Origin of the sequence: Brevibacillus sp. BD137 (assembly GCF_041644655.1) — a bacterium.
GTDB lineage: Bacteria > Bacillota > Bacilli > Brevibacillales > Brevibacillaceae > Brevibacillus > Brevibacillus brevis_D.
In genome coordinates this window covers 63,816-75,670 of sequence record NZ_JAOTNO010000014.1, presented here as the reverse complement: position 1 = coordinate 75,670, position 11,855 = coordinate 63,816, and the positions used below count along the sequence as shown (strand labels likewise).

Annotated in this window: 11 protein-coding genes and 1 riboswitch; of the genes, 8 read left to right on the top strand and 3 right to left on the bottom strand. The window is 47.4% G+C overall.

Features of this window, described 5'->3' with window-relative positions; all coding sequences use genetic code 11:
* Window positions 1-144: 144 nt before the first annotated feature.
* The gene (locus ODZ53_RS24110) at window positions 145-1,449 is read right to left on the bottom strand and encodes a homocysteine synthase (RefSeq protein WP_372680597.1); all 1,305 of its coding nucleotides are present in this window, start codon (window positions 1,447-1,449) and stop codon (window positions 145-147) included.
* 91 nt (window positions 1,450-1,540) lie between these two features.
* A riboswitch (SAM riboswitch) is annotated at window positions 1,541-1,647 on the bottom strand.
* Window positions 1,648-1,958: 311 nt separating this feature from the next.
* Here ODZ53_RS24110 and ODZ53_RS24105 point away from each other — a divergent pair.
* Both ODZ53_RS24105 and ODZ53_RS24100 read left to right on the top strand, forming a co-directional pair.
* Window positions 1,959-2,270: a rhodanese-like domain-containing protein gene (locus tag ODZ53_RS24105; protein ID WP_007721173.1), complete on the top strand. Its 312-nt coding sequence runs from the start codon at window positions 1,959-1,961 to the stop codon at window positions 2,268-2,270.
* A gap of 80 nt (window positions 2,271-2,350) precedes the next feature.
* Window positions 2,351-2,977 (top strand): SCO family protein, encoded by a 627-nt coding sequence (locus ODZ53_RS24100; RefSeq protein WP_199928203.1) that lies wholly within the window; start codon window positions 2,351-2,353, stop codon window positions 2,975-2,977.
* Here the strand turns inward: ODZ53_RS24100 and ODZ53_RS24095 are convergent.
* Window positions 2,974-3,312 carry a YqzG/YhdC family protein gene (locus tag ODZ53_RS24095; RefSeq protein ID WP_064202600.1) on the bottom strand — a complete coding sequence of 113 codons (339 nt, stop codon included), beginning with the start codon at window positions 3,310-3,312 and terminating at the stop codon, window positions 2,974-2,976. The genes ODZ53_RS24100 and ODZ53_RS24095 overlap by 4 nt on opposite strands.
* Before the next feature lie 102 nt (window positions 3,313-3,414).
* Between ODZ53_RS24095 and ODZ53_RS24090 the strand changes: the two genes are divergently transcribed.
* The 4 genes from ODZ53_RS24090 (at window position 3,415) to ODZ53_RS24075 (ending at window position 7,809) form a co-directional block, all read left to right on the top strand.
* A complete protein-coding gene (locus ODZ53_RS24090; RefSeq protein ID WP_372680594.1) occupies window positions 3,415-4,185 on the top strand; it encodes a hypothetical protein in 771 nt (256 codons plus the stop codon).
* A 98-nt stretch (window positions 4,186-4,283) separates the two neighbouring features.
* On the top strand, window positions 4,284-5,954 hold the full coding sequence (gene rnjA / locus ODZ53_RS24085; RefSeq protein ID WP_012684200.1) for a ribonuclease J1: 1,671 nt from the start codon (window positions 4,284-4,286) through the stop codon (window positions 5,952-5,954).
* 79 nt (window positions 5,955-6,033) lie between these two features.
* Window positions 6,034-6,462 (top strand): BrxA/BrxB family bacilliredoxin, encoded by a 429-nt coding sequence (locus tag ODZ53_RS24080; protein WP_012684201.1) that lies wholly within the window; start codon window positions 6,034-6,036, stop codon window positions 6,460-6,462.
* A 639-nt stretch (window positions 6,463-7,101) separates the two neighbouring features.
* A complete protein-coding gene (locus tag ODZ53_RS24075) occupies window positions 7,102-7,809 on the top strand; it encodes an SDR family oxidoreductase (RefSeq protein WP_372680592.1) in 708 nt (235 codons plus the stop codon).
* A 110-nt stretch (window positions 7,810-7,919) separates the two neighbouring features.
* Here ODZ53_RS24075 and ODZ53_RS24070 read toward each other — a convergent pair whose 3' ends face one another.
* Window positions 7,920-9,149 (bottom strand): MFS transporter, encoded by a 1,230-nt coding sequence (locus tag ODZ53_RS24070; protein WP_372680590.1) that lies wholly within the window; start codon window positions 9,147-9,149, stop codon window positions 7,920-7,922.
* Window positions 9,150-9,335: 186 nt separating this feature from the next.
* On the opposite strand from ODZ53_RS24070, the gene ODZ53_RS24065 reads away from it, so the two are divergent.
* Both ODZ53_RS24065 and ODZ53_RS24060 read left to right on the top strand, forming a co-directional pair.
* Complete coding sequence (locus ODZ53_RS24065; RefSeq protein WP_199928199.1) at window positions 9,336-10,322, top strand: LCP family protein; 987 nt, start codon at window positions 9,336-9,338, stop codon at window positions 10,320-10,322.
* Window positions 10,323-10,393: 71 nt separating this feature from the next.
* The gene (locus tag ODZ53_RS24060; RefSeq protein ID WP_199928198.1) at window positions 10,394-11,845 is read left to right on the top strand and encodes a spore germination protein; all 1,452 of its coding nucleotides are present in this window, start codon (window positions 10,394-10,396) and stop codon (window positions 11,843-11,845) included.
* The last annotated feature ends 10 nt before the right edge of the window (window positions 11,846-11,855 follow it).

Sequence of the window (11,855 nt, the reverse complement as noted above, 5' to 3'; positions counted from 1 at the left end):
TTCCAGAATTTGTACATAATTATGTATTTTATAAAATACGAATTCTAAATTCAATATTTTTCGAACGAAATGACAAAAGGAAAAGAAGAATCACAAATCTCTATCCAAAGAGATCATGTGATTCTTCTTTCTGTAAAGATATGGTTAGCCGACCGTGGATAATTGCAACGCACGCTGTAGTGCTTGCTCCAGATCAGAGAGGATATCGTCGATGGCTTCTGTACCGACGGAGAGGCGAATAAGTCCCGGAGTCACTCCGGCTGCTGCCTGCTCCTCTTCTGTCATCTGCTGATGTGTTGTGCTCGCTGGATGAATGATAAGTGACTTGGAATCTCCGACATTTGCGAGATGGGAGAACAGCTTCACTGACTCGATTAGTGTTTTTCCTGCCTCAACGCCACCGCGAATGCCAAAGGTCAGGATCGCGCCGGCACCTTTTGGCAAATATTTTTGGGCCAATTCACGCTGGGAGTCTGACTCCAATCCCGGATAACTCACCCACTCTACGGCAGAGTGATTGGCGAGAAACTGGGCTACTGCCAAGGCGTTCTGGCTATGCCGCTCGATGCGCAGATGTAGAGTTTCTAATCCTTGCAGGAACAAGAAGGAGTTAATCGGAGCGACTGCTGCTCCGATATCGCGCTGGAGCTGGACACGTGCCTTGATAATATAGGCAAGCGGACCGACTGCTTCTGTATAGACGACGCCATGGTAGCTAGGGTCTGGTGTAGTCAGACCTGGGAATTTTCCGTTGTTCCAGTCGAATTTTCCTGAGTCTACGATGATACCGCCAATTGCTGTTCCGTGGCCGCCGATGAATTTGGTGGTGGAGTGCACGACGATATCGGCCCCGTGCTCAAAAGGACGGCACAAAATCGGAGTCGCAAAAGTGTTGTCCACGATCAAGGGCACACCATTCTCGTGAGCAATACGGGCGATCGCCTCGATATCAGCGACATCAATGCGCGGGTTGCCGATTGTCTCGCAAAACACGGCTTTTGTCTTTTCATTGATATAGGTCCGGAAATTTTCCGGATTGGATTGATCTGCAAAATGAACCTTGATACCGAGGCGGGGAAGAGTGTGGGCGAACAGGTTGTAGGTACCGCCGTAGAGGCTGCTGGAAGCGACAATCTCGTCACCCGCATGTGCAATATTTAAGATGGCGAATGTAATGGCAGCCTGCCCGGATGCGGTCGCGAGTGCACCAACACCACCTTCGAGCAGAGCAACACGCTTCTCGAATACATCTTGTGTGGGATTCATGATGCGTGTATAGATGTTCCCAAACTCTTTTAGGCCAAACAGGTTGGCTGCATGCTCCGTATCGCGGAAAACATAGGAGGTTGTCTGATAGATCGGAACAGCACGTGAGCCTGTTACAGGGTCAACCTCCTGCCCACCGTGTACCGCAAGTGTTTCTGGCTTCCATTGTTGTTGATCGGACATGTCCATCTCTCCTTTTACTATGGGGAATCAGCGAATAAAAAAACGGAGCATTCTCCTGAGAAGAAGAAGGCTCCGAGCATACACGGGCTTTTGTTCATCTCTCAGAATCACTGGATTCTGCAGGAATTGGCACCATGCAGCTAGTCTGCTGGTTGCCGGGCTTCGTAGGGCCTGTCCCTCCACCGCTCTTGATGAAAATAATTGTTGTCGTAATTGTATGAAAATAAATCCGTGCTGTCAATGTGGAATATACAGTTATCAGGGAGGTTTTTATGTATATATGAATGAAGGTGGCTTACTCATGCCATTAATTTGTAACGGTTTTGTCTCAAGCTGTTCACATCCCGTGTGGCTACTGCCGCAGCGAAATAGGAGATAATGGTAGAAAATAGGGAGCATCAATGCAGGGTGAAGCCAAGTGCTCCTCGCGTTAGAAAAGTAAAAAAGCGTGTGATATCATGGAGGTGGTTACAACTGATCTGATCGTACATATAGGAGGATAAATAGCGATGAGCCATGGAGTAAAGGAAATGACACCACAAGAGCTGTTGGAAAAGCTGGAAGCCAAAGAGGAACTGCAAGTCATTGATGTACGTGAAGTGGATGAGTGGAATGCAGGTCACATTAAAGAGGCAAAGCTGATCCCACTTGGCTTTTTGCCACATCGTATCGATGAGCTGGATAAGAACATTCCGATTGTGATGGTTTGCCGCAGTGGTGCCAGAAGCAATACAGCTACAGAGTATTTGAGTGCACAAGGGTATGACGTGGCGAATATGGTTGGCGGCATGCTCGCATGGCCAGGTGAAGTGGAACAATAAACGAGATAGAAACAGTGTGAATGCCTCCCGTGTGTAATCAGGAGGCATCACACATGGGACAAGCAGGGAGGAAGCAACCGATGAGTGAAGGAGCACAATTGCAGCAGGAATCTGCAATGAAGAAACATTGGTTTCCTGTGTTAGCTGGTATTATCATTTTAGCTATCGTCGGAGTATTTGGTTATAATTACATGACAAAAGAGAAGATCGAGGTATTGAAGCCGATCGCAGACTTCACCTTAGACAACAGTGACGGAACAACCTATACATTTCATTCAAGTGCTGGCAAGGTACGACTGGTAGAGTTTATGTTTACCAAGTGCCCGGATATTTGTCCGGCGACTACGTTCAACATGGCCAAGCTGCAAGATCAGTTGAAAGAAAAGGGACTGTTCGGAGACAAAGTGGAGTTTGTTTCCATTTCCTTTGACCCTGATAACGATACGCCGGAAGTCTTGCAGGACTATGCAGCCAAGTTCAAGGCAGATCAGAGTGGCTGGAAGTTCCTGCGTGGGGACGCTCAGGCTGTAGAGAAAGTAACGAAGGATTTTGGTCTGATGGTCATTAAGGAGCCAGATGGTTCTTATTCCCACACGGCTCGCATGTTCCTTGTGGATGGAGAGGGAAACATGCGTCGCGCGTACGGGATGGCAGCTAACATGGAACTGGAAGTCATGATGAAAGAGATGGTACAGCTCGCTGACTAGCGGGTCTCCTCATAGAAGATGTTTACGACCTCTTCTGTTTGATTCACGAATTCAATATGAACGAGTAACGCCCACCTGCGATTGCTTTCTTGAAGCAAGAGCTTAAACGTCTCTTCTGACGTGGTGGGCGTTTTTTGTTTTCGTCCGACATGCAGGTAGTCCACAATTTGAGCGTTTGGATATCGCTTCATCGTTTCCTGCATCGCGAGCCTGCCCCATTTTGCATAGGGAGGCTGGGCATAGGTAGGGAACGGCTGAAAGATGAGCAGGAAAAGGACGGTGGAGAGAAGGGGCATCATGTTCCGATAGCGAAATAGGCGACGAGCGGTTTGCACTTGCTATTCCCTCTCTTTTTCGAATGGTTTGCCATGTATTTTGAAGACTTTTCGGAATATCATTCGTAGAAAATAATGACAATGAAGTGCGGGAGGTTTTCGATGCATTACTTGCTCATTCCCTTATTTAACGTTCCTGTTTTGGTGGGGGTTCTTACGGCGATTTTTCAAAAGCCTCCTTTCTGGAAAAAATGGGGGCTGACGATTGCTTCAGCCGTATTGATTTACGGAGGCTGCTTTGCCGTGAATGTATATTGGCAAGTGAAGTATGGCATTCCGGTGTTACCTACGGAGTCTGATTTGGAGGTCTTTTTATACTTTTGTATCCTGTTAGTGTTTGTTTGTATTCTCCTGTATATTGGCTTTTTGATCACGATGAGAAAACAGTTTTGGAAGATGAACCTCGTTTTTCTATGCACAGCTTTTGGTTTGTTTAGTTTTTTTGCTGCTGCCTTTTTAGGGATGGGTCCCTTTTTGAAGAAAGCGGAGTACGTCATCGTCGTACAAAAAGCAAAAGACCAGTGGAAAGAGGCCAAGATGGACAACGAGAAGCCTATTGATCTCGCCCTCGTATACAGCAGACAAGAGTGTACCAAAAATTGTGTCGGGTATCCGTATTCAAGTCTCATCCTGGTACGAAATCAGTCGGACCAGCCGGTGGAGATCGATCTAAAGCTGCGATTGAAAAACAAAAGCGGCAACGTATTAAAAGAGGTCGAGGCCATACCGTTAAAGCTCGCTTCAGGAGAAATAACGGAGGTATGGACCGACGATTCTTATGCGAAGCACGATTTCTGGGCGAGAGCTAGTACCGTTACCGATGAACGAGTTGCCGATTTGGAGTATCAGTATTCGATTATTGACCGAAGATGAATGTGTGGAATAGACAAGACTGGGTGAAACGAACGTCTTACGTTGTGATATAATAAGAATGGCATGCTTGGTTCGGATTCCCATAATCATGCACGACGATGTTAGGAGGAAAGAGATTGAGCGACGTTAAGATTTTCGCGATGGGCGGCCTCGGCGAGATCGGAAAAAATATGTACTGCGTCGAGTATGAGGACGAAATCATCATCATTGACTGCGGGGTGAAATTCCCCGAGAATGAAATGTTTGGTATTGATCTGGTTATCCCGGATATTTCTTATCTGAAGGATAACCAGCACAAGATCAAAGCACTTTTGTTAACGCACGGACATGAGGATCACATTGGTGCGATTCCTTATATTTTACGGCAAATTAAGGTGCCGATCTACGGTGGTCGTCTGACCCTGGGCTTGGTCAAGGCGAAGCTGGAAGAGCACCGTTTGCAGAATGAAGTGAAGCTGATTCCGATTTCGGAAGATACGGAAATTCCTTTTGCGAAGCTGAAGGCGACATTCTTCCGGACGAACCACAGTATTCCGGATTCCCTGGGAGTTGTGCTCTATACACCAGAGGGAATGGTCATTCACACGGGTGACTTCAAGTTTGACATGACACCAGTCGGACAAACAACGGAGTACGGAAAAATTGCACGCATTGGTGCGAGTGGAGACGTCTTGGCGCTTTTGTCCGACAGTACGAACAGTGAGCGTCCTGGATTTACGATGTCGGAGAGAACGGTAGGGGAAGGGATTCTCGATGTGGTACGCAAAGCGCGTGGACGCATCATCCTGGCTACCTTTGCTTCCAACGTGCATCGCCTGCAACAGGTGGTAGATGCTGCAGAGCAGTGCAATCGCAAAGTGGCGGTTATTGGTCGCAGTATGGAAAAGGTTTTCTTGATTGGACAAGAACTGGGTTACATCCAAATGCCAGAGGGCATGTTGATTGATATTAAGCACATCGACAACTACGCGGACAACCAAGTGCTTATTATTTGCACGGGTAGTCAAGGTGAACCGATGGCAGCGTTGACCCGAATTGCTTCCGGATCGCACCGTACTGTTTCCATTTATCCGGAAGATACGGTGATCATTTCCGCATCCCCGATTCCTGGGAACACAATCAACGTCAGTCGCACGATAGACAAGCTGTACCGTGCAGGTGCCAACGTGGTATTGAGTCATGCGTTTGACATCCACGCATCTGGACATGGCAGCAGTGAAGAATTGAAGCTCATGCTCAACTTCATTCGTCCGAAATATTTCATCCCGATCCACGGGGAATACCGGATGCTCAAGACTCACTCCAAGCTGGCCCAACAGGTTGGGATCGAGGAGAGCAACATCTTTATTATGGACAACGGCGAAGTGCTGAATTGCAACCGCGAAAAAGCGTGGCTCAGCAAAGTACAAGCAGGGATTGTCCTCATTGATGGCAGCGGTGTTGGCGACGTCGGCAATATCGTTCTGCGCGATCGCAAGCATTTGGCAGAGGATGGCTTGATGGTTGTAGTTGTCAGCCTGGATATGAAGAACTTCAAAATTTTGACGGGCCCAGATATCGTGAGCCGCGGGTTCGTATACGTACGCGGTTCGGAATCCTTGATTCAGGAAGCGACACAGCTCGTTCGTGGGCGTCTGCAAGAAGCATTGGATAAGAAAATCAAGGAATGGTCTGAGCTGAAGTCACAGATTAATGAAGTGATCAAGCCGTTCATATATGAAAAAACAGGCCGTAACCCAATGATTCTTACCATTTTGATGGAAGTGTAGCTTCTGCTTTCTCGGGTAGGCGCAGTCGGGGTATAATAATAAGTAAGTTGAATACGTGATACAAAGGAGAGGTTGCCCAATGATGTCTTATGAAGCATATATGAGCCAAGTAATTCAACCGATGCGCGATGAGTTGACTCGCAACGGTTTTCAAGAGCTTCGCACTGCTGAAGAAGTAGAGCAAGCACTGCCAAATGCAAAAGGCCTGACACTTGTTGTCGTGAACTCGGTTTGTGGCTGCGCAGCAGGACTCGCTCGTCCAGCAGTTGTACATTCCTTGAATCACGCTACAAAGCCGGATAACATCTTCACGGTATTCGCAGGTCAAGACAAGGAAGCGACAGCAAAAGCTCGTGAGTATTTCGAAGGATATGCACCGTCTTCCCCATCCTTCGCGATCATGAAAGACGGCAAAATCATGACCATGATCGAGCGTCATCAAATCGAGAACAACGAACTGGCAACAATCGCTGGCTTGTTGACCAACGCTTACGACACTTACAAATAAGGAAGTCCGAAACATCACGAGGCGCCCGGTAACGGGCGTCTTTTTTTTACAGACTTGAAACGGGGCTGTAGTGAAGAGAAGAATATTTCCAGTCTAGGCTCCAGGCTCCGTCCATCGAGGGTTAAGGCTGTCCGCTCCGAAGGGATTCACGGGGAAACGCAAAAGTGGTAGCCGCTACGCCGTATGGGCACGGTTGCGTTTCTTTTGCCCGCGAATCCCTTCTCCGCTCGGTAGGACTCCACAAGTCGCTACGCCTGGAAATATTCTTCTCTGTCGTTACTGATGGCATCTTTACATTCTTTTAAGGTATTTAAAAACCGATCAACAGGGAAAGCTCGTAGAGGAAACAGGAGAAAAAAGCGAAGATCTTAGGGACATCGACCGAGACGCAATGCAAAAAGCGAAACACGCCCTTAAGCGTCCACCTCTGAAAGCACATCCTGAAAGGACCACTTTGGACGCGGTTTCGCTTTTTGCATGGAGTCGGGCAGTCAATCCCCCAGTGGGTGGACCTAGAATCTGAGCGTTTTCTCCTGTTTCCTCCCCACCACTACAGCCCAAACTCAAATCTCTTGGCATTGATTTCCTTTTGTTATTATACTAAAATGTTTAATAAGTATAATAATAAGGGGAGAGAAAATGAACAAGCTGGTAGTGATTACAGGCGTGACACGTGGTTTGGGCAGGGAAATGGTCGAGCGTTTTCACGAAGCAGGCTGGACAGTTGCAGGCTGCGGTCGTTCGGAAAAAGAGGTGCTAAGACTGCGTCAGCAATTCGGAGAACAGCATCATTTTTCTGTCGTCGACGTTTCGGTCATGGAGCAAGTGGAAAAGTGGGCAGAGGAAGTCAGAGCCGAGGTGGGCGTTCCCGATCTGTTGATTAACAATGCTTCTATTATCAACCGGAACAGTCCAGTCATTGGTCTTGAGGCAAATGAGTTTTCGAGAGTGATGGACATCAATGTGAATGGCGTTTTCTATGTGATTCGCTCCTTTTTACCGTATATGGTTCAGCGCGCAAATGGAGGAGTCGTCGTCAATATCAGCTCGTACTGGGGAAGACACGGGGAAGCGTTTTTATCGCCGTACTGCGCTTCGAAGTTCGCCATCGAAGGATTGACGCAATCATTGGCAGCCGAATTACCTGAGGGAATGGCCGCCGTGACGCTTGATCCAGGAGGCAGTATCGATACTGCCATGCTCCGTTCATGCTCGCCAGAAGATGTGGACACCGCACCAAATCCGGTAGAATGGAGCCGTGTGGCGGTACCGTACATCATCGGCCTTGGTCCGCAAGACAACGGAAAGTCGCTTACCTGCTCATCCGTGAGAAAAAGAACCAACTGAATATCGTTGTCATTGTTTTATTAGCTGTCGAGAATGCCCTCGACAGATTGAGTTCAACCAAAAAGCCGCTCGTCCTGTAAAAGGATCGGGCGGCTTCTTTGCAATTGAAATCAGTATTTAGCAACCTCTGCTCGATTTTCCCGATGAAAATAAGCGTGTAACAGACAGAGCAGGACCGAACCCGCAGAGACAAGCGTTGCCAAGAACAGAGTTGGATGAATACCACCATGGTCATACATGAACCCCATAGCCAACGGCCCCAAGAGCCTTCCACCAGTTGTAATCGCCCCTACGACCCCCAAATAAAAGGGTGCATTCTCTCCGGTTTTTTCCGATATAAAAGTAGGGATAGTCGGCGAGATGAGCATTTCTCCAAATGTAGTGATAACCATTCCGACAACAAATGCGTAATAACTACCGTGGTAGACAAGCATACACCCAAAACCGACAGCATACGCGATGGCACTGACGACGAGTTGAGCAGACAAGTTCTGATTCAACAGCCGCTTGATCCAAGACGTGATAGGCTGCCCGGCAAAAATGATAATCCCGTTGATGGTCCACAGCCAGCTATACGAAGACAGCGGCATGCCTTGTTCGGTAATATAAGGAGCAACGCCTGTATTCCATACCGTATTGGAAAAGAAAATCAATGCTGCGCCCAATGCCATAAACAAGTACAATTGGTAGCGGAATAACAGGGTAAAGTTGTTTTTCACGCGATGCTTTTGCTGTTCTTCCAGGTTTTCTCCGATTAGCTCCTGATGGGATATATTCTTCATAAAAAGGAAGAAGAACAAGGCAAACAATAAGGTGCTCGTGCTGTTGAACCAAAAAGTGAGCTGGAAGGATAAAGTGGCAATGACGCCAGCCAACGCGGTTCCGATTGCCATCCCCAAATTATTGCCGACGTAGACGATGTTAAATAATTCGCGACGCTGTTCCTTCCAGCGGAAACCAATAAATGCCTGAATCGCTGGAAACGACAGGTTGAAGGTAAAGCCAAGCCCCATCATGAGAATCAGGTAGGCAGGCCAACTCTGAACGAAAGGAATGGAAAATTGAATAAGTCCTTGAATAATCAATGCGCCGACAATAAGACGCTTGGCACCTAGTCGATGAAACAACGATCCTCCGATGAATTGGCCGAAGATGCCAGCGAGAGATTGGATCATCAAGACGAATCCGGCTTCCGTCATCGAGCGTTGCAAAATGGTATGTACGTATAAGGTAGTAAGTGGCCACATAAAAGCACTCCCAGAGGAGTTAATAAAGCTGGCGATGAGGAAGAAAATGGCCTCACGTGGATAGCGATTGAAGAAAACTGACGGTGATATCACGCGAATGCACCCCTTATCAGTAAGGATAAGAATAGTATAGCGAATATTCTAAACTTTGTAAAATGAAATGTTTACAATGTCACAGGTACCCAAATAAAGGCTGCTCCACTTTCCGCAAATTCGAGTATACTAATCAAAGTGGAGAGATGACATCAACTGAGGATAGAGAGAATAAAGGTGGACTTTATGAAAATATGGAAACGAGTGTTGCTTCTTTTGCTTGTCGTGATAGCTACGACAGCTGGATATTACGGATACTCTTTTTATCAATTTGCTCAAAATATTCAAGAGCCTAACATCGCACCGCCTAGTGGTGGGAATTCCACCAAAGCAGCGGAAATACCAGAGTGGGATGGTAAGGAACGTGTCAATATCCTGCTGATGGGAGTAGACCGCAGAGGGATGAAAAATAACGGGCTGCCTCGTTCTGACTCCATGATGCTGGTCAGCATCGATCCTACGGGGAAACGTTATGACATGTTTTCAATCCTGCGTGATACGTATGTAGATATTCCCGGTAGAGGTAGCTCGCGGATCAACTCTGCGATTGTAGAAGGTGGACCTGAGCTGGCAATGGAAACGGTTAGTCAGTTCACTGGACTTCCAGTAGATCGTTACGTCATTACTGACTTTGAAGGCTTCAAGGCTTTGATTGATGCAGTAGGTGGAGTCCAAATCGATGTAGAAAAAAACATGTATTATCATGACCCGACAGACAAAGGTGTCTACGATATTAATCTGAAAAAAGGTCTGCAAAAGCTGGATGGAGACAAAGCTTTGCAATATGTTCGTTTCCGCCATGATGCGACCTCTGATTACACACGGACGGAGCGTCAGCGGAAATTAATGACGGCAGTCGTGGATCAGATGAAAAATGGTACGACGCTGATGCAGCTTCCTACCATTTTGAAGGAAGTAACACCGTATGTTCAAACCAATATTAGCTCGGTGGACATGCTGAAGCTGTCTTCACTCGGATTAAAATTGAACACGCTAGAGCCAGGTAACTATCAGTTGCCGCCAATGGGGATGTTCCGTGAATCGCACCGCGCAGGTTCAGTTCTGGTTCCGGATGTCGATCAGGTTCAGTCGTTTATCCAAGAAAAAATCGCACCTCCTACCGAAGCATCAGATCAACCTGTGGGAGAAAAGAAAAGCAGCACGCAAAACTAAGCGTGCTGTTTTTTTTGTATTTTTTAGGAAAGACTAACCATGATTTTCTAAGTGCTGAGGTGACAGTGTAGATGGATCGGGAGAGTGCACGTAATTGGTTTACACATACAAGCGACTTGGTCACTGAACATATCGATGAACCTGAAGGCCGCGTGCGACTTTTCTATTTATCGACCATGGCAGATGCCAAGGTTGTTTACAGCGAGCTCATCCCGAAGCTGCGTGAGATTTGTTTGGAAGAAAGCGAAATTGCAGTGATTGCTCAGCATCTAGGAGTGTCTAGCAGCAACCGAGTCTTCGATGATGGGGAAGCCATTGAGCGTTTACTCAGCGGCCATATTGTTATTCAAGTAGAGGAATCGTCCTATGGCTTGGCGTTCCCCAGTGATGGCACAGTTGGCAGAAACATTCAAGCGCCGGAAATCGAAACAGTTGTACTCGGTCCACAGATCGCCTTTGTAGAAGAGTTGAATGTGAACATCTGTATCATTCGCAAATATATGTCTACCCCAAGACTGTTCCATGAACGATTGAGTGTGGGGAAAACCATACCGATGAATGTGTCGATGCTGTATTTGAGTGGGACGGCCGATGAGGAAAATGTGAATACGGTACGTCAACGGATTAATGATCTGGAATTAGACACCAGTCTGGATTCCACCATACTGGCTCAGCATATCGCGGACAATGAGAAATCATTATTTCCTACTCTTCAGCAAACAGAGCGTCCAGACCGTGCTATACACGGTTTACGACAAGGGCAGATTGCCATACTCGTGGAGGGGAGCCCATTTGCTCTGCTCGGGCCTACCACCCTGTTGCAATTTTTTCAGTCGCCAGATGACTATTACTTGCGTTGGAGTCTTGCTACCTTCAACAGGCTCATGCGCATCTTTGCCATGATTTTGTCCCTGATCCTCACGCCGATCTATGTAGCAGCCTTGACCTATCATTACGAGATGGTTCCAGCTGACCTCTTGCTTTCGCTCGCGCAATCACGCTCTCGGGTACCGTTCCCGCCGTTGTGGGAGGCCCTCTTGATGGAGCTGATCATTGAGCTTTTGCGGGAAGCGGGAGCGAGACTGCCGACCAAGGTCGGTCAGACGATTGGTATTGTGGGCGGTATTGTTATCGGACAAGCTATCGTTCAGGCCGGATTCACCAGCAATATCTTGATTATTATTGTTGCACTCGGGGCTTTGTCATCCTTTATCGCGCCTAGCTATATGATCGGTTCTACGATCCGGGTGGTTCGTTTTCCGATGATTTTTCTGGCGGGTTTGCTGGGTGCATTAGGCATTGTGGTCGGATTTAGTTATTTGGCCAGTCACTTGCTTCGCCAGACCAGCTTGGGGCGTCCGTATATGTACCCGATTTATCCCGTGCGATTTTCAGATTGGAAGGATGGCTTTATACGCGCTCCCTTATCCTCTCTTTCGGAACGCCTCAAGTTTTTTAACCCAAAACGAATATCGCGCTTTGACAGGGATAGAGCCAAAGAGAAGAAAGACATTGACGAGTAAGCGAGGCGGC